At 65.5% G+C, this 21,555-nt stretch carries 23 protein-coding genes and 1 tRNA gene; 10 read left to right on the top strand and 14 right to left on the bottom strand.

Annotated elements, in window-relative coordinates; all coding sequences use genetic code 11:
- From H9L12_RS02840 to cpdR, 5 genes are all read right to left on the bottom strand, one after another.
- A complete protein-coding gene (locus H9L12_RS02840; RefSeq protein WP_246450524.1) occupies positions 1 to 138 on the bottom strand; it encodes a DUF2474 family protein in 138 nt (45 codons plus the stop codon).
- Positions 135 to 1,142: a cytochrome d ubiquinol oxidase subunit II gene (gene cydB / locus H9L12_RS02835; protein ID WP_187542533.1), complete on the bottom strand. Its 1,008-nt coding sequence runs from the start codon at positions 1,140 to 1,142 to the stop codon at positions 135 to 137. Before cydB ends, H9L12_RS02840 begins: the two co-directional genes overlap by 4 nt.
- Entirely contained in the window at positions 1,142 to 2,593 is a 1,452-nt protein-coding gene (locus tag H9L12_RS02830) for a cytochrome ubiquinol oxidase subunit I (protein ID WP_187542532.1), read from the bottom strand. The genes cydB and H9L12_RS02830 overlap by 1 nt, the downstream gene beginning before the upstream one ends.
- Before the next feature lie 60 nt (positions 2,594 to 2,653).
- Positions 2,654 to 2,728: transfer RNA gene (locus tag H9L12_RS02825), tRNA-Val, on the bottom strand.
- A 105-nt stretch (positions 2,729 to 2,833) separates the two neighbouring features.
- Positions 2,834 to 3,211 (bottom strand): cell cycle two-component system response regulator CpdR, encoded by a 378-nt coding sequence (gene cpdR / locus H9L12_RS02820; RefSeq protein WP_187542531.1) that lies wholly within the window; start codon positions 3,209 to 3,211, stop codon positions 2,834 to 2,836.
- A gap of 95 nt (positions 3,212 to 3,306) precedes the next feature.
- Between cpdR and H9L12_RS02815 the strand changes: the two genes are divergently transcribed.
- Complete coding sequence (locus tag H9L12_RS02815; protein ID WP_187542530.1) at positions 3,307 to 4,155, top strand: N-formylglutamate amidohydrolase; 849 nt, start codon at positions 3,307 to 3,309, stop codon at positions 4,153 to 4,155.
- Positions 4,156 to 4,320: 165 nt separating this feature from the next.
- Here the strand turns inward: H9L12_RS02815 and H9L12_RS02810 are convergent, their stop codons facing one another.
- Entirely contained in the window at positions 4,321 to 5,112 is a 792-nt protein-coding gene (locus H9L12_RS02810) for a SapC family protein (protein WP_187542529.1), read from the bottom strand.
- A 201-nt stretch (positions 5,113 to 5,313) separates the two neighbouring features.
- Here H9L12_RS02810 and H9L12_RS02805 point away from each other — a divergent pair, with 201 nt between their 5' ends.
- On the top strand, positions 5,314 to 5,757 hold the full coding sequence (locus H9L12_RS02805; protein ID WP_246450523.1) for a hypothetical protein: 444 nt from the start codon (positions 5,314 to 5,316) through the stop codon (positions 5,755 to 5,757).
- A gap of 91 nt (positions 5,758 to 5,848) precedes the next feature.
- Positions 5,849 to 7,198, top strand: coding sequence for a DEAD/DEAH box helicase (locus H9L12_RS02800; RefSeq protein WP_187542528.1), 1,350 nt, complete (start codon positions 5,849 to 5,851; stop codon positions 7,196 to 7,198).
- Here the strand turns inward: H9L12_RS02800 and tgt are convergent.
- On the bottom strand, positions 7,195 to 8,328 hold the full coding sequence (gene tgt / locus H9L12_RS02795; protein WP_187542527.1) for a tRNA guanosine(34) transglycosylase Tgt: 1,134 nt from the start codon (positions 8,326 to 8,328) through the stop codon (positions 7,195 to 7,197). The two genes, H9L12_RS02800 and tgt, sit on opposite strands and share 4 nt — an antisense overlap.
- Positions 8,329 to 8,375: 47 nt before the next feature.
- On the opposite strand from tgt, the gene H9L12_RS02790 reads away from it, so the two are divergent.
- Positions 8,376 to 9,128, top strand: a complete 753-nt coding sequence (locus H9L12_RS02790; RefSeq protein WP_223177144.1) for a TSUP family transporter — start codon at positions 8,376 to 8,378, stop codon at positions 9,126 to 9,128.
- A 27-nt stretch (positions 9,129 to 9,155) separates the two neighbouring features.
- Positions 9,156 to 10,151 (top strand): sulfotransferase family protein, encoded by a 996-nt coding sequence (locus tag H9L12_RS02785; RefSeq protein WP_187542526.1) that lies wholly within the window; start codon positions 9,156 to 9,158, stop codon positions 10,149 to 10,151.
- On the opposite strand, the gene queA is transcribed toward H9L12_RS02785, so the two are convergent.
- The 7 genes from queA to H9L12_RS02750 form a co-directional block, all read right to left on the bottom strand.
- Positions 10,148 to 11,182 carry a tRNA preQ1(34) S-adenosylmethionine ribosyltransferase-isomerase QueA gene (gene queA, locus H9L12_RS02780; RefSeq protein ID WP_187542525.1) on the bottom strand — a complete coding sequence of 345 codons (1,035 nt, stop codon included), beginning with the start codon at positions 11,180 to 11,182 and terminating at the stop codon, positions 10,148 to 10,150. The genes H9L12_RS02785 and queA overlap by 4 nt on opposite strands.
- Positions 11,182 to 11,796 (bottom strand): peptidylprolyl isomerase, encoded by a 615-nt coding sequence (locus H9L12_RS02775; protein ID WP_425506810.1) that lies wholly within the window; start codon positions 11,794 to 11,796, stop codon positions 11,182 to 11,184. Before H9L12_RS02775 ends, queA begins: the two co-directional genes overlap by 1 nt.
- Positions 11,797 to 11,860: 64 nt before the next feature.
- Positions 11,861 to 12,340: a pantetheine-phosphate adenylyltransferase gene (coaD, locus tag H9L12_RS02770; protein ID WP_187543128.1), complete on the bottom strand. Its 480-nt coding sequence runs from the start codon at positions 12,338 to 12,340 to the stop codon at positions 11,861 to 11,863.
- Positions 12,341 to 12,351: 11 nt separating this feature from the next.
- A complete protein-coding gene (locus H9L12_RS02765; RefSeq protein WP_187542524.1) occupies positions 12,352 to 13,260 on the bottom strand; it encodes a polyprenyl synthetase family protein in 909 nt (302 codons plus the stop codon).
- Positions 13,250 to 13,492 (bottom strand): exodeoxyribonuclease VII small subunit, encoded by a 243-nt coding sequence (locus H9L12_RS02760; RefSeq protein ID WP_187542523.1) that lies wholly within the window; start codon positions 13,490 to 13,492, stop codon positions 13,250 to 13,252. The genes H9L12_RS02765 and H9L12_RS02760 overlap by 11 nt, the downstream gene beginning before the upstream one ends.
- Positions 13,493 to 13,524: 32 nt before the next feature.
- Positions 13,525 to 14,217 (bottom strand): DUF1013 domain-containing protein, encoded by a 693-nt coding sequence (locus H9L12_RS02755; RefSeq protein ID WP_187542522.1) that lies wholly within the window; start codon positions 14,215 to 14,217, stop codon positions 13,525 to 13,527.
- A 128-nt stretch (positions 14,218 to 14,345) separates the two neighbouring features.
- Positions 14,346 to 15,320: an NAD(P)H-quinone oxidoreductase gene (locus H9L12_RS02750; protein WP_187543127.1), complete on the bottom strand. Its 975-nt coding sequence runs from the start codon at positions 15,318 to 15,320 to the stop codon at positions 14,346 to 14,348.
- 96 nt (positions 15,321 to 15,416) lie between these two features.
- On the opposite strand from H9L12_RS02750, the gene H9L12_RS02745 reads away from it, so the two are divergent.
- From H9L12_RS02745 to H9L12_RS02730, 5 genes are all read left to right on the top strand, one after another.
- Positions 15,417 to 15,614, top strand: a complete 198-nt coding sequence (locus H9L12_RS02745; RefSeq protein WP_187542521.1) for a DUF1192 domain-containing protein — start codon at positions 15,417 to 15,419, stop codon at positions 15,612 to 15,614.
- A 76-nt stretch (positions 15,615 to 15,690) separates the two neighbouring features.
- Positions 15,691 to 18,042, top strand: a complete 2,352-nt coding sequence (clpA, locus tag H9L12_RS02740; protein WP_187542520.1) for an ATP-dependent Clp protease ATP-binding subunit ClpA — start codon at positions 15,691 to 15,693, stop codon at positions 18,040 to 18,042.
- Positions 18,043 to 18,136: 94 nt separating this feature from the next.
- On the top strand, positions 18,137 to 18,709 hold the full coding sequence (locus H9L12_RS14050; protein WP_343060461.1) for a hypothetical protein: 573 nt from the start codon (positions 18,137 to 18,139) through the stop codon (positions 18,707 to 18,709).
- On the top strand, positions 18,628 to 19,812 hold the full coding sequence (locus H9L12_RS02735) for a M28 family peptidase (RefSeq protein WP_343060460.1): 1,185 nt from the start codon (positions 18,628 to 18,630) through the stop codon (positions 19,810 to 19,812). Before H9L12_RS14050 ends, H9L12_RS02735 begins: the two co-directional genes overlap by 82 nt.
- On the top strand, positions 19,812 to 21,539 hold the full coding sequence (locus H9L12_RS02730; protein ID WP_187542519.1) for a M1 family metallopeptidase: 1,728 nt from the start codon (positions 19,812 to 19,814) through the stop codon (positions 21,537 to 21,539). The genes H9L12_RS02735 and H9L12_RS02730 overlap by 1 nt, the downstream gene beginning before the upstream one ends.
- Positions 21,540 to 21,555 lie beyond the last annotated feature (16 nt).

Here is a 21,555-nt window from a genome sequence, read left to right as displayed (position 1 = left end):
CTAGCGCAGCCACCACCGCAGCAGCATCGCGACGGCCCCCAGCGCGGCGATCGACAGGCCCCAGATCAGCAGCAGCCAGCCTAAACGCGACCGGAGCGGGACGTGCCCGCTCGGTTCCCGCAGGTCGGGTTCGATCAATGGTAACCTTCCGTCCCGACCTTCCCCCGGAACACCCAATAGGACCAGCCGGTATAGGCAAGGATGATCGGCATGATGATCGCGACTCCGACCAGCATGAACACCTGGCTCCGTTCCGGCGCGGCGGCATCCCAGATCGTTACCGTGTCCGGCACCAGGAACGGCCACATGCTGATGCCCAGCCCGATCATGCCGAGCAGGAAGATGCCAAGCGCAATCAGGAATGGCCGGTAAGTGCGGCGTTTGCGCAGGCTGCGGCCGAGCGCGAAGAACAGGATACCGGTGACGATCGGCACGTTCGCCGCGAACAGGATGTTCGGCATGGTGAACCAGCGCCGCCAGTACTGGCCGTCCAGCAGCGGCGTGTAGAGGCTGACCGCAACCATCAGCGCAAGCGTCGCCCATGCCGCCTTCCCCGCCAGCCGATAGGCATGATCCTCGGCGCGCCCCTCGACCTTCATCGCCAGGAAACAGGCGCCGAGCAGCGCGTATCCCGCAACGACGCCCAGTCCGGTCAGCAGGGAGTAAGGTGACAGCCAGTCGAGCCAGCCGCCGCCGTAATTGCGTCCGTCGACTTCGATCCCTTGCAGCAGCGCGCCCAGGATCATGCCTTGCGTCATCGCGGCGACCAGCGAGCCGCTGGTGAAGGCCCAATCCCAAAAGGCGCGGTGACGGGGATCGCGCCAGCGGAATTCGAACGCCACACCGCGGAACACCAGCCCGAGCAGCATGGCGATAATCAGCGGATAGGTCGCCGGAAGGATGATGGCGTAGGCCAGCGGGAAGGCCGCGAACAGGCCACCGCCGCCCAGCACCAGCCACGTTTCGTTGCCGTCCCACACCGGCGCGATGGCGTTCATCGCCTGGTCCCGCTCCTCGCCGGGCGCGAAGGCCGGGAAGAGGATGCCGATGCCAAGGTCGAACCCGTCCATCACGACGTACATGAACACCGCGAACGCGATGATCAGCGCCCAGATGGTGGTGAGGTCGGCGTTGACGGCCATCAGCGGTCGTCCTCGACGGTGGGCAGCGGCGAGCCATCCTGCTCGCGCGTCGGATTCTGGGTCGGTCCGGGCGTGATGCCCGCCGTGCGAAGCGGTGCGCGCTCGGTCTGCTCGATTCCCGTCTCGTGCGGGTGCGGGGCATGCGACATCAGCTTGAAGATATACCAGACCCCGATCCCGAAGACCGCCGTGTAGACAACGACGAAGGCGATTAGCGACGCGGCGACAGCCGGCGCCGCGAGCGGGCTGGCGCTGTCGGCGGTACGCAGCAGGCCGTAAACCGTGAAGGGCTGGCGTCCCACCTCGGTCGTCACCCATCCCGCGATCACCGCGACCAGCCCTGACGGTCCCATGACGATCGCGGTGCGGTGAAGCGCGCGCCAGTCGTAGAGCCGTTTGCGCGCCCGAGCGACGAGGCTCCACAGGCCCAGCGCAAGCATCGCGAAGCCGATGCCGACCATTATCCGGAAGGACCAGAACACGATCCACACCGGCGGGCGGTCCTCGGGAGCGATCGTGTCGAGACCGTCGAGCGGAGCGTTGGGATCATGCGTCAGGATCAGGCTCGACGCCTTGGGAATCGCGACCGGGTAGTCGAGCCGCTGCTCGCGATCGTTGGGAATGCCGAACAGGTAAAGCGGCGCACCGTCGGGATGGCTCTGATAATGGCCTTCCATCGCCATCACCTTGGCCGGCTGGTGTTCCAGCGTGTTCAGTCCATGGACGTCACCGACGAAGATCTGCACCGGCGCGACCAGTGCCGCCATCCACATCGCCATCGAGAACATCTTGCGGGCATGCTCGTTGGCCGTGTCCTTGAGCAGGTGCCACGCCCCGACCGCGCCGACGATAAACGCGGTCGTGAGGTAGGCGGCGATGACGGTGTGGACGAGCCGGTAGGGGAAGCTGGGATTGAAGATGATGTCCCACCAGCTCGGCCCCGGAAGGAAGCGTCCGTCCGGCGACATGACAAAGCCGGTCGGAGTCTGCATCCAGCTGTTGACGCTAAGGATCCAGAAGGCGGAGATCGCCGTACCGATCGCGACCATCAGAGTCGCGGCGAAGTGCAGCCCTTTCCCTACCTTGCGCATGCCGAACAGCATCACGCCGAGGAATCCGGCCTCCAGGAAGAAGGCGGTGAGCACCTCGTAGGCCATCAGCGGCCCGATCACCCCGCCCGCCTTGTCGGAAAAGACCGCCCAGTTGGTGCCGAACTGGTAGGACATGACGATCCCGCTGACGACGCCCATCGCGAACACGATGGCGAAGATCTTCAGCCAGTAGCGGTAGAGATCGAGGTAGAGCGCCCGGCCGGTCAGAAGCCAGCGTCCCTCCAGAACGGCAAGGAAGCTCGCAAGACCAATCGAGAACGCCGGAAAGATGAAATGGAAACTGACGGTGAAGGCGAACTGAGCGCGGGCCAGCACCAGTGCGGTCGGATCCACAACCATCGCGGTGACGCCTAGGCGACCCGCGCCCCGGCTTCAACCAGTGATTTCAGGAAGGGAAAATGGTGGGCGTGGCAAGGATTGAACTTGCGACCCCTGCGATGTCAACACAGTGCTCTACCACTGAGCTACACGCCCACCCGGGGAAAATCCCGCGCGCCGAAACGGGCAACGGGGACATCTGGAGCGGGCCTTTAAGCGGGGATCGGGATAAGGGCAAGGCCCTAAAGTGCGCACTCCAGTCTAGAGGCGGCCGTGCTGGTCCTCAGTTTGGAACAGGCGGTCGACTTCGGCGACCAGGTCCTTGAGGTGGAACGGCTTCGACAGCAGCTTCGCCTCCGGGGCCGTGCGCCCGCCCTGCAGGGCGACGGCGGCAAAGCCGGTGATGAACATGACGCGGATCGCCGGATCGACCGCGCTCGCCTTCTGGGCCAGTTCGATGCCGTCCATTTCCGGCATGACGATGTCGGTCAGCAGCAAGTCGTACTTTCCAACCTCCAGCAGGGGGACCGCTTCCGTGCCGCAGCCGACGGCTTCGACGTCGTAACCGACGCGGGTCAGTGCGCGCTGCAGATATTCGCGCATCGACGTGTCGTCTTCGGCAAGGAGGATTCGGATCATCGTTTTGGTTTATGCGCCCAAGTCTAAAGATTTTCCAGTCAAACCCCGGGTTCCTCGATTGATGTCCCACGCTGGCACGCCTACGCCTGATCCTCGTGGCAACCCGATCGCTTCCCGGTCACAGCAGCGTTCCGTCGCGCACCAACCAACCGGTGCTGCTTTCGATCCCCCATGCCGGGCGCGACTATCCCAATTGGCTGAGCGCGCTCGCCTGGTCGGGACGAGCGTCGCTGGAGCCCCTGGAGGACCCGCTGGTCGACCGGCTCGCGTGGCGGGCCATCGCCGCCGGGCACGGCGCGGTCATTGCCCGCTGTCCCCGCGCCGCGATCGACTGCAACCGCGCCGAAGACGAGCTCGATCCCTCGGCGGTCGAAAACGTCCCCGCCCCCGCGCCCGGCAGCCGCGCCCGGGCAGGGCTTGGCCTGTTCCCCTCGCGGACCCAGCGCCACGGCGGACTGTGGCGCCGCCTGCTCACCGACGAGGAGGTCAAAACCAGGCTGGATAGCGTCCATCGCCCTTACCACGAGGAACTGGCGGAGCGTCTGGAAGCGCTCGCGGCGGATCATGGCGGCGCGGTGCTGATCGACCTTCATTCCATGCCACCGCGGCCGCGCGGTGCGCCACAAGCCCAGATCGTTATCGGTGACCGCCACGGGACGAGCGCTGCGGCCTGGCTGTCGGACCTGGCATGGGGCATCGCCCGCGATGCAGGTTTCAGCGCACTTCGCAACGACCCCTTTGCCGGCGGCCATATTGTGGCGCGCCACGGCCGGCCGGCCGACAACGTGCACGCCCTCCAGATCGAGATCGACCGCTCCGCCTACTGCCTGCGCGACTGCCGCACGCCCGGACCGGGCTTCGAACGGGTCGCCCGGTTCATCGAGACCCTCGCCGACCGTTCCGGCGACGCGATGTCCCCGGTCGCCGCGATGGCCGCCGAATGAAAAAAGGCCACCCCGGACTTGGGTCCGGAGTGGCCAGTACAAAGGAGCGCACAGGGGGGAATGCGCATCCGGCGCGAGGCATACATGCCCCGCAGCACTGAAGCCTAAATGGGAAGGGCCGGCGCCCTTTCAAGCACCGGCCCTTCCCGATTCATCGCACGACGGTCACGCTTCGACGGTAGCGGGCTTTCCGTCGATGCGCTCGATCGGGCCGGTCCCCTGTTCGACCTGGCGCGCAAAGATGTCGCGGATCATCGGCAGCGAGAAGAGGTGGGCCATGATGATGCCGAGCATACCGCTCTGGTTCATCTTGCGAAGCTCGTCGCCGCGGAGGCCGCGGAACTTCTCTTCGTCGACCATCTGGAAGCCACGGTAGATGAAGGGTTGCTCGAGGCCCTCGGGCTGGATGGCGACTTCGCCTTCCATCAAGAGGCCCATGTCGCCCAGTTCCTTCATGAAGGCTCCGGTGCGCTGGCCGGCCTGCTCGAACTGTTCGCAGAAGGCGAGGATATCGTTGACCGCCGGTGACGGCTCGTCGCCGACGAACAGCGGATCGCCTTCGCCGTCACCGAGGATGTCGGCCACCGGATCGATGCACAGCGACAGCTGGTCGCTGCCCTCGTTGAGGCGGGCAAGGAGGAACGGGTAGCGGCGGATATAGGCCGGAATATAGATTCCTTCCTGGCGCAGGTTGCCTTCGCCGTCGAAGAAGATGTTGGTGCCTTCGTGTAGGCCCATCAGAGCCAGCGGCACAGGGTTGTCGCCCGACGAGAAGACGATCGGGTACCAGCGTTGGGCGAGGACGAATTCGTCGACGGTCAGCGGAATGGCGTGGGTGGTGCCTAGCTCCTTGATGCGCTCCATCCGGCGGAATGTCTTGTCACCATGAACCTGCCGCTGGATCGGCTGAATGTCATTGTACAGCAGGGGCAGGTTGTTCGGCGCTTGGCTCGCCATGTCTGATCATCTCCACTATCGTTCCGTGGCCTGGGACCTGCGCCGCTCGCGAGTCCTGTCACGCATGGGGCCAAGCCTCTAAGAGCGCCCGGCTTTCAGCGCAAGCATGGCGCCGACAACCGGCGCCTGCGACCCGCCGGCCAGTTCATCACCTATTCAAACCTTGCCGGGCATCACCCTCGCCGCCATGGTCCCTGCCTGATGAGCCTGTTTTCCTTTTTTGCCGGCGTTTCGTCCTGGTTAGCGTCGCTGACGGGACTTCAGGCGACGCAGCAGGCCGCCCCGGTGGTACGGCGCGTGGTCATCGAGGACACGATTATCCTGAAAGTGCCCGTCCGCCCCATGCGGACCAGCCGGCCGATCGAATGGATCGAGGAGAAGGGGCCGAAGTGCCTGCCTGCCAGGGCCATCGCCGGCGCCACCCTGTCCGGCCCGTCGTCGATCGATTTCGTGCTCCGCGACCGGCGGCGCATCCGCGCGAAACTGGACGACGATTGCCCGGCGCTCGACTTCTATAGCGGCTTCTATCTCCAAGCCAACGAAGATGAGCTAATCTGCGCGAAGCGTGAAATGATCCGCTCACGTATCGGCGGAAGCTGCCGCATCGCGCGATTCCGCCGCCTCGAACCACAGGCCAAGCGCTAGGCTTTTCTTGACATTTTGGCCTTTTGCGCAGTAGCGCCCAATCGTTCGGCGCCGTCATTTGCGCGACGCCCTTTTCATCCGGATTTTTTGAATGGCTTTTGCCGATCTCGGCCTCTCCGATCCTTTGCTGCGCGCGGTCCATGACAGCGGCTACGATGTCCCGACCCCGATCCAGAAGGGCGCGATCCCGTCCGTCCTGATGGGCAAGGACCTGATCGGCATCGCCCAGACCGGAACCGGCAAGACGGCCAGCTTCGTCCTGCCGATGATCGACATCCTGGCGGAAGGCCGCAGCCGGGCGCGCATGCCGCGAAGCATGATCCTGGAACCGACCCGCGAGCTCGCCGCCCAGGTCGCGGAGAATTTCGAGAAATACGGCAAGTATCACAAGCTCTCGATGGCGCTGCTGATTGGCGGCGTGCAGATGGGCGACCAGATCAAGGCGCTGGAAAAGGGCGTCGACGTGCTGATCGCGACGCCTGGCCGGCTGATGGATCTGTTCGGCCGCGGGAAGATCCTGCTGACCGGCTGCAACCTTCTGGTGATCGACGAAGCGGACCGGATGCTCGACATGGGCTTCATCCCCGACATCGAGGAAATCTGCTCCAAGCTGCCGAAGGCGCGCCAGACGCTGCTGTTCTCGGCGACGATGCCGCCGCCGATCAAGAAGCTGGCCGACAAGTTCCTGACCGATCCCAAGCAGATCGAGGTCGCCCGCCCGGCCAGCGCCAACGCGAACATCGAACAGAAGCTGCTGAGCGTCCCCGGCGCCAAGAAGCGCGACGCGGTGCGAACCATCCTGCGGGAAGACGGGTTCAAGAACGCCATCATCTTCTGCAACAAGAAGGTGACGGTGCGCGAGCTTTACACCAGCCTCAAGCGCTCGGGCTTCGCGGTCGGCCAGATTCATGGCGACATGGACCAATCGAGCCGCATCGAGGAGTTCGACCGGTTCAAGAAGGACGATATCAACGTCCTCGTCGCGTCGGACGTCGCGGCGCGTGGCCTCGACGTCAAAGGCGTCAGCCACGTCATCAATTTCGACGTGCCGTGGCAGCCGGATGACTATGTCCACCGCATTGGCCGCACCGGCCGTGCCGGCGCCAAGGGCATCGCCTACACGCTGGCGACGTCCGCCGACGCCGAAGCGGTCGGCGCGATCGAGAAGCTGACCGGCCACAAGATCGCGCGCGTCTCGACGGCGGATGCCGCACCGGCCGAAGAAGCGGCGGCACCGGCCGAGCGTCCCGCGAAGAGCGAAAAGCGCCCGCGCCGCGAGGAACCGAAGCGCAAGACCGAGGCTGCCAAGAAGGAACGCCAGCCGGAGCTGGTCGACGAGGGCGACGCCTATCGACCGACCGTCGAGCCGCTTACCGCCGACGATGCCGAACCGGCCTGGAACGGGCCGGTCCCGTCGTTCCTGTCGTTCGCCGCCAGCTAGGCCGCTTTTCCGGCCCGGTAGCGGTCGAGGAAATTGCGGGCATGGGACGCGAGACGCGCGCCGGCGATGGCGTCGCGCAAACCGGCCATCATCCGCTGGTAGAACCACAGATTATGCTCGGTCATCAGCATCGCGCCGAGGATCTCGCCTGACCGGACGAGATGGTGGACATAGGCCTTCGAGTAGCTCGAGCAGGCCGGGCAGGGGCAGTCCGCCTCGATCGGCTCCGGATCCTCGGCGAACCGCGCATTGCGAATGTTGATCGGGCCATCGGCGGTGAAGGCCTGTCCCGTCCGCCCGGACCGCGTGGGCAGGACGCAATCGAACATGTCGATGCCGCGGCATACTGCCTCGACGATGTCGTCGGGCTTGCCGACCCCCATCAGGTAGCGGGGCTTGTCCGCCGGTAGTTGTCCGGGCGCAAAGTCGAGGCAACCGAGCATCGCCTCCTGCCCTTCGCCGACCGCCAGCCCACCAACCGCATAACCATCGAAGCCGACCTCGATCAGGCTGTCGGCGGACCGCTTGCGCAACTCTTCGTCGAGCGCGCCTTGCTGGATCCCGAACAGGGCCGCGCGCTCCGCATGGTCACCGCCTCGGTCGAACTCCTCGCGACTCCGTTTCGCCCAGCGGATCGATCGGTCCATCGCCTCCATCTGCGCCTTGGGCGTCGACGTCGTCGGGACCAGCTGGTCGAACTGCATGACAATGTCCGATCCAAGCAGCCGCTGCACCTCGATCGATCGCTCGGGCGTCAACAGGTGCCGCGAACCGTCGAGGTGGCTCTTGAACGCCACCCCCTCCTCGGTGACCTTGGTCAGGTCACTGAGGCTCATCACCTGATAGCCGCCACTGTCGGTCAGGATCGGCCGGTCCCAGTTCATGAAGCGGTGAAGCCCGCCGAGCCGCGCCACCCGCTCCGCGCCCGGGCGGAGCATGAGGTGATAAGTGTTGCCGAGGATGATGTCGGCACCCGCCGCACGAACGCCCTCCGGCTTAACGGCCTTCACCGTCGCTGCGGTCCCGACCGGCATGAAGGCCGGCGTCCGGATTTCGCCGCGCTGCATGGTGATCGTGCCGGTGCGGGCGGCGCCGTCGGTGGCGGCGATGGAGAAGGCGAAACGAGACATGGCGCGCTCCCTAGCCGCTCGGGCCGCGCGTCGCTACAGGCGGCCGCATGATCGAACCGGAGATCATCGTCGCGCTGACCGCCGTGGCCGCGCTGGCCGGGTTCATCGATGCCATCGCCGGCGGCGGCGGGTTGCTGGTGATGCCGTCGCTGCTGTTCGCCGGGGTGCCGCCGATCAACGCGCTGGCGACCAACAAACTGCAGTCGACCTTCGGGACCGCGACCGCGACATGGAACTTCGCGCGAAAGCGACTGGTGGATTTCCGGGGCAATCGCTGGCTGGTCCTGATGACCTTCGCCGGCGCGGCGGCGGGCGTGCTGACGGTGCAGGCGATCGATGCTAACGCGCTGAAGCTGATCATTCCCGCGCTGCTGCTGTGCATCGCGGCTTACGTCATCCTGTCACCGCGGATGAGCGACGAGGACGCCCATGAGCGCCTCACGCAGCGCGGCTATGCGCCGGTCGCGGCGGGAATCGGCTTCTACGACGGCTTCTTCGGCCCGGGCGCCGGCAGCTTCTACACCGCCACGCTGGTCGGACTTCGCGGCATGGGGCTGACCCGCGCCACGGCCACGACCAAGCTGCTCAACCTGACCAGCAATGTCGCCAGCCTGCTCTTCTTCGCGATCGGCGGGAAGATGCTGTGGCTGCTCGGCCTGTGCATGGCGCTGGGGTCGATGGCCGGCAATTATGTCGGCAGCCACACCGCGATGCGCTTTGGCGCACGGGTCATCCGGCCGCTGCTGGTGGTGCTGTCGCTGGCGCTGACGGCGCGGGTGCTTTGGGACACCTTTGCGTGACGCTCGTCGGCCGTTAGGAAGCGCACCGTGAAAATCAGCGACCTCCCCAACTTTGTGTTCATCGTCGGCGCGCCGCGGTGCGGAACGACGACGCTGGCCGATTGGCTGAAGCAGCATCCCCGCGTCTGTTTTCCCTTCGTGAAGGAGCCGCACACCTTCCTGCAGCACGACATGCGCGGGATGGACGATGCGGAGTTGCGCCCCTTTGTCGAACGCGAATACCTCGACCGGTTCTATGCCGGTTGCGGGCCGGAACGCGACACCGGGGTCGATGGCTCGGTCAGCTATCTCTACGCGCCTGAAATGCTGCTGCCCGCGCTGAAGCTGTGGCCCAACGCGAAATTCATCATCGCGGTTCGCGACCCGATGCAGATGCTGCCCTCGCTCCATGCCCGGCTGAAGGTCACGGGCGACGAGACGATCGAGCGGTTCGAGGATGCCTGGGCCGCCATTCCCGACCGCGCTGCCGGCCGGCGTATCCCGCGCTCGACGCTCGAACCGCGCTGGCTGCGCTATGACGAGGGGGGCAAGTTCGGCACCTACGTCGGCCAGTTCGTCGATATGTTCGGGCGCGACCGCTGCTGGGTATCGGTGTTCGACGACCTCGCCGCCGATCCGCAGGCGCATTACCAGCGGATGACGGGCTTTCTGGGGCTGGAGCCGTTCGCCGACACCGATTTTTCGCCGAAACGCGAAAGCCAGGGGTTCCGCTTCGGCTGGTTACAGCGCTTGCTCAAGCGCCCGCCGGCCTTTGCCCGCAACTATCTTGCCGGGAAGAAATTCCGGCAACGCGAGATGGCACTCGACGGCAAGTCAGGCGACGACGCGGTCACCGAGAAAATCTTCTCGATCCGCAAGCGCATCCTTCGCTGGAACAAGGTGCCGCTGGAAAAACAGGTCATCCCGATCGATGTCCAGATGCAAATCCGGGAGCAGCTGACCGGCGAAGTCGCGACGTTAGGCAGACTGATCGAACGTGACCTGTCGCACTGGCTCGAGGTTCGCGAGGGCCGGAAGGGCTAGCCGCGCTCCGGTAGCAGCAGCGAGGAATCGCCGTAGCTGTAGAAGCGATAGTCGTTCGCAATGGCGTGGGCGTAGGCCGCCTTCATCACGTCCAGCCCCATCAGTGCTGATACCAGCATGAACAGGGTCGACTTCGGCAGGTGGAAGTTGGTCATCAGCCCGTCCACCGCCTTGAACCGGTAGCCGGGCGTGATGAAGATCGCGGTATCGCCCTCGAAGGGCGCAATCGTGCCATCCTCCCGCGCTGCACTTTCGAGAAGCCGGAGCGAGGTCGTTCCGACGGCGATCAGGCGACCGCCCGAAGCGCGCGCGGCGTTGAGCCGCTCCGCCGTTGCCTGGTCGATCCGTCCCCACTCGGCGTGCATGCGGTGGTCGGCGGTATCGTCTACCTTCACCGGCAAGAACGTCCCGGCACCCACGTGCAGCGTCAGCGTTTCTCGCTTGACGCCCCGAGCGTCGAGCGCCGCGATCAGCCGGTCGGTGAAGTGGAGCGCCGCGGTCGGCGCGGCGACCGCCCCTGCCTCTCGAGCGAACATGGTCTGGTAATCGTCGCGGTCGGCATCGTCGGTTCCGCGCTTGGACGCGATGTAGGGCGGAAGCGGCATCTGCCCGGCCTTCTCGAGCAAGGTCTCGACAGGCTCGGCGCCGTGGAAGGCAAGCAGGATCGCGCCGGCCTCGTCGCGCTGAACCGCGGTGGCATGGACGCCCTGGCCGAAGTCGATGACATCGCCGTCGCGCACTCGCTTGGCGTTGCGAACGAACGCCCACCATTCCCGCAGCGATTCCCGCTTGTGGAGGGTCGCTCCAATGCCCGCCTCGCCCCGCTTGCCCTCCAGTTGCGCGGGAATGACCCGGGTATCGTTGAACAATAGGACGTCGCCGGGCCGCAGGATGTCCGGCAGGTCGAGCACGCCACGGTCGCTCATCCGCTCCCCGTCGACCAGCAGCAGGCGCGCCGAGTCACGCGGCCGCGCGGGCCGTAGCGCTATCCGGTCGTTGGGAAGGTCGAAATCGAACTCGTCGACGCGCATCAGCCGGCGGGCGTCGCCTGTGCGGGTGCGGGCGCCGAGGCCGGTGCCGCGACGGCGGGGGCGCCGGCGAGCGGACCGCCCAGCGAAGCGCGGACGATGGTGGTCGGCACTTCCGGCGGCTCGCCCGGCGCGATGGCGTCGGCGGCGGCCATCCCCTCGATCACCCGACCGATCGCGGTGTAGCGGTGGTCCAGGCCGAAGTTCGGCGAGAACATGATGTAGAACTGGCTGTTCGCGCTATCCACCGCCTCCGACCGGGCCATGGCGACGACGCCGCGGACGTGCGGGAAGTCGTTGAATTCGGCCTTGAGGTCGGGAAGAGTCGAGCCGCCCTGTCCCGTCCCTTGCGGATCGCCGCTCTGCGCCATGAAGCCGGGGATCACGCGGTGAAACTTCAGGCCGTTGTAGAACCCCTGCGAGGTCAGTTCCTGGATCCGACGAACCGAATTGGGGGCGACGTCGGGTCGAAGCTGCACGACCACGCGGCCGCCAGTGGATAATTCCAGGATCCAGCGGTTGGCCGGATCGGCGGCGATCGCGGCCGGCGCAACGACCGATACCTTCGGCTTCACTTCCGGCGCCGGCTTGGCCGCAACCAGCGCCACCGCCATCATCGACAGGCCGATCAACTTCTTCATCATCACCACGTCTCCGCCGCGCTTCCGCGCGATCCAGGGTTTACTTGCCAAGCTTCCGCGCCACATCGGCGGCAACCGCCGCGGTCACGAACTTGTCGATCGCGCCGCCATAGCGGGCGATTTCTTTCACCAGCCTTGACGCAATCGGCTGCAGCGAGACGTCGGCCATCAGGAAGACCGTTTCGATGCGGTCGTTGAGTTGCTGGTTCATGCCCGCCATCTGATATTCATATTCGAAGTCCGCGACCGCGCGCAGGCCGCGCAGGATGAGGCTGGCCCCTTCCCGCTCCGCAAAATCCATCAGCAGGCTGTCGAATTCGACAACGCTCACGTTCGGCAGGTCGGCGACCTCGCGTCGGACCATGTCCATTCGCTCGGCGACGGTGAACATCGGCTCTTTCGACGGGTTGGTCGTGACGCCGATAACCAGGCGGTCGACGAGGTGGACGCCGCGCCGGACGATGTCGATGTGGCCGAGGGTCATCGGATCGAACGTACCGGGATAAACGCCGATGCGGATGCGGGCGGCCATCAGCGGTCCCTTTCCGTCACGTAATTCGCGATGGCGCGAAGAAAGTCGGCCTCTCCGCCATGTTCCTGCAGGTGGGCGATTGCCTGGTCGACCAGCATCGACGCCTGTTGGCGGGCACGATCCTTGCCGAGCAGCGAGACGAAAGTCGCCTTGCCGGCGGCGGCGTCCTTGTGGAGCCGCTTGCCCGCGGCCTCCTCATCCCCGTCTTCGTCCATCAGGTCGTCGCAGATCTGGAAGGCGAGTCCGAGGTCGTGGGCATAGCCGCGATACGATGTCCTGCCGGACGCCGGGATTCGCGCCATGATGCACGCCGCCTCGATCGCATATTCAATGAGCGCGCCGGTCTTCAGCTGCTGGAGCCGGGTGATCGCACCGATGTCGAGCGACTGCCCTTCGGCGGCAAGGTCGAGCATCTGACCGCCGCCCATGCCGCCAAGGCCGGACGCGCGGGCGAGTTCCAATACAAGTTCCGACCTGACGAAAGGATCTTCGTGGGTCCGCTCGTCAGCCAGGATTTCGAAAGCGAGATCATGAAAGCAATCGCCCGCCAGCACCGCGGTGGCTTCGTCAAACGCCTTGTGGACGGTCGGCTTCCCGCGACGGAGGTCATCGTCGTCCATGCACGGCAGGTCGTCATGGATCAGCGAATAGACATGGATCGCCTCGATCGCAGAGCCGACGCGCAGCGCGCGGTCCTGATCGATCTTGAACAGCCGGCTTGCAGCGACGGTCAGCAGAGGCCGAAGCCGCTTGCCGCCGCCGATCGCGGCATGGCGCATTGCCTCGAAAAGGCGGTCGCGCCCATCGCCGGGAGGGCGAAGGTAGGACAGGAAGATCGCGTCGACTCCCGCGCCGACGCGGCGGGATTCCTCCGCTAAGTCGATGCTTGCCAACGGCTCAGCCAGCATCGAACGGCGCCGTACCCGACGGAGCGCCGTCCGCGCCCAGCGTAATCTTTTCGATCTTAGCCTGCGCGGCCTTCAAGCGCGCCTCGCAATGGCGTTTCAGCCGGTCGCCGCGCTGATACATCTCGATCGATTTGTCGAGCGGCTCGGCACCCTGCTCCAGCGCGCGGACGATCTGTTCAAGCTCGGCCAGCGCCGCCTCGAACGTCAGGCCGTCGATGTCACTTTGCTCCATCGGTCAATCTTTGGCCCGCGCGCCGTGGTGAATCAATGCTTGAACGGATCCTTGATGCCCGGGACGATCTCGTCCGAGGTATCGACCCCGTCAGCATCGGCCATCGCCGCCTCGACATCACGGGCGTGTTGCTCTCGCTCGGCGCGAAGCTGCTCGATCAGGCTGGCGCGGTCGCTGTCGAGGCGCGTGTCGACCTGGGCCTCCATGCCCGCCGCCTTCTGCGCCTTGGCCACCGCCGCGTCGAGTTCGCGCTGCGAGGTCAGGCCCAGCGTCACCGGGTCCTTGGGCTGGATGTTGGCCATGTTCCAGTGCGACCGGTCGCGGATCGACGCGATGGTCGTGCGGGTGGTGCCGATCAGCTTGGAAATCTGGCCGTCGGTGACTTCCGGATGATTGCGAATGATCCAGGCGATGCCATCCGGCTTGTCCTGCCGCTTCGACACCGGCGTGTAGCGCGGGCCCTTGGTGCGGCGCACGGGGTCCGGCTCCTTGTGCATCTTTAGCACATAGTCGCTGTCGGCCTGGCCCTTTTCGATTTCCTCGTGGGTCAGCTCGCCGGCGCGGACCGGGTCGCGGCCGGTCAGCTTGGTCGCGGCGGTATCGTCGGCGATCGCCTGTACTTCCAGGATGTGGAGCCCGCAGAATTCGGCGATCTGCGAGAAGCTGAGGGCGGTATTGTCGACCAGCCAGGCGGCGGTCGCGTGCGGCATGAGGGGCTGGGCCATCGTCGTCTCCAAAAACAGATGTGGCCGCCCCTTCACGGAGCGGCCAGCGTTAAGGCGCGATTACTCCCCACAGGCAGCAAGGGCAAGGATTGAGTCGTTACCGCCGGACAGGGCGGCGGGACGGATTATCAGTCCATGACCAGCACGATCTTGCCGACATGGTCGCCCGCCTCCATTCGCGCATGGGCGGCCGCGGCATCCGCCAATGGAAACGTCTGGTCCATGACGGGGCGCAGCCGGTTTCCCTCGACGTAGGGCCAGACGGTACGTGCGATCTCGTCCGCGACCATCGTTTTGAACGAAACGTCGCGGGCGCGCAGCGTCGAGCCGGTGAGGGTCAAGCGGCGGCGCATGATGTCGGGGATGTCGATTTCCGCCCTCGCTCCATGCTGGAAGGCGATGGAGACGTGGCGGCCATCATCGGCGAGGCACTGAAGGTTGCGGGCGACGTAATCACCGCCGACCATGTCGAGCACGACCGATACCCCGAGGCCCCCGGTCACTCGCTTCACCACCTCCACGAAATCGGTGGTCCGGTAATTGATCGCCTCGGTCGCGCCCAGGTCGAGCGCCGCGCGGCGTTTTTCCTCGCTGCCGCAGGTGACGATGACGTCCAGGCCGAACAGCGTGCCGAGGCGGATCGCCATGGTGCCAATCCCGCTGGTCCCGCCATGGACCAGCACGGTGTCGCCGTCGGCGGCGAAGCCACGTTCGAACAGGTTCACCCATACCGTAAACAGCGTTTCGGGAAGCGCCGCCGCCTCGGTGATCGGCAGCACCTCGGGTGCGGGCAGGCAGGTTCCGACCGGGGCCAAGCAATAATCGGCATAGCCGCCGCCCGCGACCAGTGCACAGACCTTCGCTCCGGGCAGGACTGCCGCCCCTTCGCCGGCCGCCACCACGGTGCCGGCGATCTCGAGGCCCGGGATGTCACTCGCGCCGGGCGGAGGCGGATAGAGCCCCTTGCGCTGCAGGACGTCGGGCCGGTTCACGCCGGCGGCCGCAACCTTGATCAGCACCTCGTCGGGGCCGGGACGCGGGGTCGGCCGGGACGTCAGCCGCAACTGGCCGCCATTGGCGGGATCCACCTCCACCGCACGCATGACGTCCGGGATCACCACACTCATGACTGCCACCCTCTCCCCACCGGCGGCAAGCTTATTGACTTGGCCACGCGCAGGGTCAACGCTGCATGGGCGATGGACGACGACGACTTTTTCTCCAGCCGCCCGAGCGACCCGCTGACCCTGCTGGTCAAGCAGGACCTCGGTCCGATTTCGATCGCCGAGCTCCACGAACGAATCGAGATCCTGAAGGGTGAGATCGCCCGGGTCGAAGCGCATATCGCGGCGACCGAGCAGCATCGCAGTGCCGCCGATGCCCTGTTCAAGCGATAGACCGCCAGCTTTTCGCGCCGCCGCGCCCTTGATCGGCGCTTCCGACACTACGACATTGAGGGTCAAGGAGACCTAAATGCCCAGTTTCGCACGGGACCTCGAACAGACTCTACACAATGCGCTTGGCGAGGCGTCACGCCGCCGCCACGAATATGCCACGCTCGAACATCTTCTGATGGCGCTGGTCGACGATGCCCACGCCAGCCAGGTAATGACCTCGTGCGGCGTCAACCGCGACGAATTGAAGTCGACGGTGAAGCACTACCTCGACAATGAACTGACCGCGCTGGTCGCCGACAGCGCGACCGACCCGACCCCGACCAGCGGCTTCCAGCGCGTGGTCCAGCGTGCGATCCTGCACGTCCAGTCGTCGGGGCGCGACGAGGTGACCGGCGCCAACGTTCTTGTCGCCCTGTTCTCGGAACGCGAGAGCTACGCCGTCTATTTCCTGCAGCAGCAGGACATGAGCCGCCTCGATGCGGTAACGTTCATCAGCCACGGCGTCGGCAAGGGAGAAGCGTCCACGGAGGCTCAGCCGCCGCAAGGCACCGAGGAAAAGCAAGAAGCCAAGAGCGGCGACAAGAAGGAGAGCGCGCTCCAGCAGTTCACGGTTAACCTCAACGACAAGGCCAAGGGCGGCAAGGTCGACCCGCTGATCGGCCGCATGCCGGAGGTTGACCGCACCGTGCAGATCCTGTGTCGCCGGTCGAAGAACAACCCGCTATACGTCGGCGATCCCGGCGTCGGGAAGACCGCGATCGCGGAAGGTCTTGCCCGCAAGATCGTCGAAGGCGACGTCCCCGACGTCCTCAAGGAAGCGATCATCTATTCGCTCGATATGGGCGCGCTGCTCGCCGGCACCCGTTATCGCGGCGATTTCGAGGAGCGGCTGAAGTCGGTGGTGTCGGAGCTCGAGAAGCTGCCGCACGCCATCCTGTTTATCGACGAAATTCACACCGTCATCGGCGCGGGCGCGACCAGCGGCGGGGCGATGGACGCGTCGAACCTGCTCAAACCCGCGCTCTCCTCGGGTGCGATCCGCTGCATCGGGTCGACCACCTACAAGGAATTCCGCAACCACTTCGAAAAGGACCGAGCGTTGCTGCGCCGGTTCCAGAAGATCGACGTCAACGAACCGACGGTCGAGGACACGATCAAGATCATCGCCGGGCTGCGCAGCTCGTTCGAGCAGCACCACGGTGTCCGCTACACAACTGACGCGATCAAGTCGGCGGTCGAGCTGTCGGCACGCTACATCCACGACCGCAAGCTGCCGGACAAGGCGATCGACGTGATCGACGAGGTCGGCGCGATGCAGATGCTGGTGCCGCCGTCACGCCGCAAGAAGACAATCACGACCAAGGAAATCGAGGCGGTGGTTGCGACCATGGCACGAATCCCGCCGAAGTCGGTGTCGAGCGACGACAAGCGCGTGCTCGAGCATCTCGAGGCAGACCTGAAGCGGGTCGTGTTCGGCCAGGACCTGGCGATCGAAAAACTCGCCTCGGCGATCAAGCTCAGCCGGGCCGGCCTTCGCGATCCCGACAAGCCGATCGGCAATTACCTGTTCTCGGGTCCGACCGGCGTCGGCAAGACCGAGGTGGCACGCCAGCTGGCGTCGATCCTCGGCATCCCGCTGCAGCGGTTCGACATGTCGGAATATATGGAACGGCACTCGGTCAGCCGTCTGATCGGCGCGCCGCCGGGCTATGTCGGTTACGACCAAGGTGGCCTGCTGACCGATGCGGTCGATCAGCAGCCGCATTCCGTCCTGCTGCTCGACGAAATCGAGAAGGCCCATCCGGACCTGTTCAACATCCTGTTGCAGGTGATGGACAACGGCAAGCTGACCGATCACCACGGCAAGACCGTCGATTTCCGCAACACCATCCTGATCATGACGACCAATGCCGGCGCCGCCGACATGGCGCGGGAAAGCATCGGCTTTGGCGCGATGAGCCGCGAGGACATGCAGGAAGACGCGGTAAAGAAGATGTTCACGCCGGAATTCCGCAACCGCCTGGATGCGGTGGTGCCGTTCGGCTACCTGCCGCCGGCCGTCGTCGCCCGCGTGGTCGACAAGTTCATCCTGCAACTCGAAATGCAGCTTGCCGACCGCGGCGTGCATATCGAACTGGACGACGAGGCGCGCGAATGGCTGACGGCCAAGGGCTACGACAAGCTCTACGGTGCGCGGCCGATGGCGCGGCTGGTTCAGGAAAAGATCAAGCAGCCGCTGGCCGAGGAACTGCTGTTCGGCAAGCTGGTCGACGGCGGCGAGGTCAAGGTCCGCATCAAGGACAACCAGCCGGCGTTCGAAGTCGTGCCCTCGCCTCCCAAGGCGGCGCGCGGCAAGGGTTCGGCGCCTGCCGCGGCGGCCCCGAAGAAGGCCGCAAAGAAACCGAAGGCGGACAAGCCGGTCGAGTAGACCGCCGTCTGCCGACAGGCGCTTGACGATCGAGGAAGGGCGGGACAGCGTTTGCGAGTCCCGCCCTTTTTCGTTTGCTTTTCGGAGAACCGCCTTGCGTCTTTTGCGTCCGCTGATCGCCGCCCTTTTCGTTGGCGCGGCCGGCATCGCTTCCGCCCAATCCGCCGCGCCGAGCTTCGACGGCAAACGGCTTGAAAGCCATATCAAGACGCTGTCGAGCGACGCCTTCGAAGGTCGCGGACCCGCGACCCCGGGCGAAAAGAAGGCGATCGACTATATCGTCGGCCAGCTTCGCGCGGCCGGGCTTGAGCCGGCCGGCGACTTCGACCAGGGCCGGCGCCAATGGACCCAGGCCGTGCCGCTTTTGAAAGCGGACATCGTCGGCCAGCCGAAGGTCTCGATCTCGCTGGCGGCCGGCCGACCGATCAGCCTGGCGCAGGGCGAGGAAATCGCGGTCCGGGCGCCGATGAATGGTGCCAGCGCGGTCAAGCTGGACGCCGCCCGCTGCTGTTCGTCGGTTACGGCGTTTCGGCGCCGGAGCGCGGCTGGGACGATTTCAAGGGCGTCGACGTCAAGGGCAAGATCTTGGTCGTCCTGGTCAACGATCCCGATTTCGAAGGCACGCTGCCCGACGGTGCCGGCGGGGACTTCGGCGGCAAGGCGATGACCTACTACGGCCGTTGGACCTACAAGTACGAGGAGGCGGCGCGCCGCGGTGCGGCGGGGGTGATGGTCGTCCACGAAACCGGACCGGCATCCTACGGCTGGGCGACCGTCAAGAACAGCAACACCAACACGATGTTCGACATCGTCCGCGCCGAACCCGCCAAGAGCCATGTGCCGTTCGAAAGCTGGATCCAGCTGGGCCTCGCCGAGCATCTGTTTCGTGACAGCGGCTTGAACTTCGCCGAGGCCAAGGCGGCGGCGCGGCGGAAGGATTTCAAGCCGATTGCGCTGAAATCCAGCCTGAGCGCGTCGCTGACGGCGAAGTCAGAGCAGATCCGCACCTACAACATCGCGGCGCGGGTCCGCGGCCGGACACATCCGGACGAGAATATCGTCTATTCCGCGCACTACGACCATCTCGGCATCGGGGAGCCCGATGCCAACGGCGACCGCATCTTCAACGGCGCGGTCGACAACAGCACCGGTGTGTCGCTGATGATCGAAATGGCGCGCGCCTTCGCCAAGGGACCCAAGCCGCAACGGTCGGTTCTATTCCTCGCGGTGGGCGCAGAGGAAAAGGGGCTGCTCGGGTCCGAATATTACGCCTCGAACCCGCTCTACCCGCTGTCGAAGACGGTCGCGGTGCTCAACACCGACTCGATGGGGATCGCGGGGGCCGCGCGCGATTTCTCGATGGCCGGCCTGACCAAACTTGAACTGGTCGACCTGCTCGTAGCGGAAGGAGCAGGGCAAGGCCGCACCTTCACACCGGACGCCTATCCTCAGTCCGGCGGCTTCTATCGTTCCGACCATTTCAGCTTTGCCAAGCGGGGCGTGCCGGCGATCAGCTTCAAGTCCGGCCGAAACCTGCTGGAAGGCGGCATCGCCGCCGGCGAGAAATGGGGCGCGGAATATCAGGCAAATCGCTACCACCAGCCCGATGACGAATGGAACCCCGACTGGAGGTACGACGGAATGATCGCTGACGGCACATTGCTCTACCGCGTCGGGTCGACGCTCGCCAACAGTCGGCAGTGGCCGAACTGGAGCGCGGACGCCGAATTTCGCGCCGCGCGCGACGCCACCGCGTCGGAGCGCCGCTGATGAGCCGGGCGTGGATCGCGCCGGTCGCGGCGGTCGTCCTGATCGGCGGCGGGCTTTATGCCCTCAAGGATCGCGGCGCCAAGCATGGCGGGTTGAGCGAGCGGACGGAAGGCACCGGAGCGCCGCTGACCCGCGAGCAGCAATCGGTCGACTTCACCAAGGCCGACCTGTCGTTCGAAGTCTTTCCCAATCGCAAGTCGATCAACGGCCACGCCGTGCTCAACTTCGCCGTCAAGCAGCCGATCCAGCGCATCCAGTTCGACCTAGACGAGAACTTGCCCATCCGCGCCCTCGCGGTCGACGGCGCGCCGCTGTCATCGCGGGAATGGCGCAACGCGGGCGGCCTCGTCACTGTCGACCTGCCGGTGGCCAAGCAGGCCGGTGACAAGCTCCAGCTAACGGTCGATTATGCCGGCAAGCCGCACGTGGCCAAGAAGGCGCCGTGGGACGGTGGCTTCGTCTGGTCCAGGACGAAGGACGGGCAGCCGTGGATCGCGACCGCAGTCCAGGGCGAAGGATGCGACCTGTTCTGGCCGTGCTTCGACAACAGCCTGGTCGAGATCGGGCAGGTCGACCTGCACATCACGGTGCCGAAGGGCCTCGTCGCCCCCGCCAACGGCAAGCTGGTCGGGGTCCGCGAGCACAGCGACGGCCGCCGCACCTACGACTGGCGGACGATTAAGCCGAACAACTACGCCATTTCCCTTAACATCGGGCCGTACAAGCAATTGACGCAGCAGCATCGCAGCCGCTTCGGCAACATGGTCGAGATCGACTATTGGTACCTGCCGGGCGAGGACGACAAGGCTAAGAAGCTGTTCGCCGAATTCGCGCCCACGCTCGACTTCTTCGAGCGCGCGATCGGCCCATACGCGTTCGCCAACGAAAAGCTGGGCGTGGTCGAAACTCCGCACCTCGGCATGGAGCATCAGACGATCAACGCCTACGGCAATGCCTACAAGCCGGCGCCTGAAGGCTACGACTGGCTGTTCAACCATGAATTCGCGCATGAATGGTTCGGCAACCAGCTGACCAATCGCGACTGGGACGACATGTGGCTGCACGAAGGGTTCGGCAGCTACATGCAGCCGCTCTACCTCCAGTCGATGGTGGGCGACCTCGCCGCCAAGAACTGGCTGTTCAAGAACCGCCAGGGCATCCAGAACAAGTTCCCGATCGTCAGCGGCAAGCACCGCCTTGAGCATGAGGTCTACGACCCCGCGACCGGCCCGGCCAACGACATCTATTCGAAGGGGGCCTGGATCCTGCGCACGCTGCGCTGGCTGACCGGTGACGAGCCGTTCTTCCGGGCGACCCGCCGGCTGGTCTACGGGCGGCCCGATCCCGCGCCCGGCAACTTCCAGCCGCGCTTCGGGTCGACCAACGAATATGTCGCGCTGGTCAACCAGGAGTCGGGGCGCAACCTGACGTGGTTCTTCAACGCTTACCTGCGCCACGCGCGGTTGCCGAAGCTGGTCGAGCATCGGCAGGGCAACGTCCTCCACCTGCAGTGGCAGACGCCCAAGGGCATCCCCTTCCCCATGCCGCTCGACCTGGAGGTCGATGGCAAGCGGGTCCGGGTACCAATGGACAGGGGCCGGGCGACGGTCCAGCTTCCGGCCGCGGACAGCCTGGTGACGATCGACCCCGACGATTTCGTTCTTCGCCAGAACGACGCGATCGACGCCTATCGCGACTGGAATGCTGCGAAGGCCAAGACCAGCTGAACGAAAGGAAACCGGC

Origin of the sequence: Sphingomonas rhizophila (assembly GCF_014396585.1) — a bacterium.
Taxonomy (GTDB): Bacteria; Pseudomonadota; Alphaproteobacteria; order Sphingomonadales; family Sphingomonadaceae; genus Sphingomicrobium; species Sphingomicrobium rhizophilum.
The sequence above is the reverse complement of the archived record's forward strand: the minus strand, read 5'-3'. Positions and strand labels throughout refer to the sequence as shown.

Excerpts from the sequence above, each read along its gene's own strand:
- H9L12_RS02750 (WP_187543127.1), bottom strand. The coding sequence starts at position 15,320 with ATGCGTGCGGTGGAGGTGGATCCCGCCAATGGCGGCCAGTTGCGGCTG.
- H9L12_RS02800 (WP_187542528.1), top strand. The coding sequence starts at position 5,849 with ATGGCTTTTGCCGATCTCGGCCTCTCCGATCCTTTGCTGCGCGCGGTC.
- H9L12_RS02755 (WP_187542522.1), bottom strand. The coding sequence starts at position 14,217 with ATGGCCCAGCCCCTCATGCCGCACGCGACCGCCGCCTGGCTGGTCGAC.
- H9L12_RS02765 (WP_187542524.1), bottom strand. The coding sequence starts at position 13,260 with ATGCTGGCTGAGCCGTTGGCAAGCATCGACTTAGCGGAGGAATCCCGC.
- H9L12_RS02775 (WP_425506810.1), bottom strand. The coding sequence starts at position 11,796 with ATGATGGCGGTGGCGCTGGTTGCGGCCAAGCCGGCGCCGGAAGTGAAG.
- clpA (WP_187542520.1), top strand. The coding sequence starts at position 15,691 with ATGCCCAGTTTCGCACGGGACCTCGAACAGACTCTACACAATGCGCTT.
- cpdR (WP_187542531.1), bottom strand. The coding sequence starts at position 3,211 with ATGATCCGAATCCTCCTTGCCGAAGACGACACGTCGATGCGCGAATAT.
- tgt (WP_187542527.1), bottom strand. The coding sequence starts at position 8,328 with ATGTCTCGTTTCGCCTTCTCCATCGCCGCCACCGACGGCGCCGCCCGC.
- cydB (WP_187542533.1), bottom strand. The coding sequence starts at position 1,142 with ATGGCCGTCAACGCCGACCTCACCACCATCTGGGCGCTGATCATCGCG.
- H9L12_RS02790 (WP_223177144.1), top strand. The coding sequence starts at position 8,376 with ATGATCGAACCGGAGATCATCGTCGCGCTGACCGCCGTGGCCGCGCTG.
- H9L12_RS02830 (WP_187542532.1), bottom strand. The coding sequence starts at position 2,593 with ATGGTTGTGGATCCGACCGCACTGGTGCTGGCCCGCGCTCAGTTCGCC.
- queA (WP_187542525.1), bottom strand. The coding sequence starts at position 11,182 with ATGCGCGTCGACGAGTTCGATTTCGACCTTCCCAACGACCGGATAGCG.
- H9L12_RS02805 (WP_246450523.1), top strand. The coding sequence starts at position 5,314 with ATGAGCCTGTTTTCCTTTTTTGCCGGCGTTTCGTCCTGGTTAGCGTCG.
- H9L12_RS02730 (WP_187542519.1), top strand. The coding sequence starts at position 19,812 with ATGAGCCGGGCGTGGATCGCGCCGGTCGCGGCGGTCGTCCTGATCGGC.
- H9L12_RS02810 (WP_187542529.1), bottom strand. The coding sequence starts at position 5,112 with ATGGCGAGCCAAGCGCCGAACAACCTGCCCCTGCTGTACAATGACATT.
- H9L12_RS02745 (WP_187542521.1), top strand. The coding sequence starts at position 15,417 with ATGGACGACGACGACTTTTTCTCCAGCCGCCCGAGCGACCCGCTGACC.
- H9L12_RS02760 (WP_187542523.1), bottom strand. The coding sequence starts at position 13,492 with ATGGAGCAAAGTGACATCGACGGCCTGACGTTCGAGGCGGCGCTGGCC.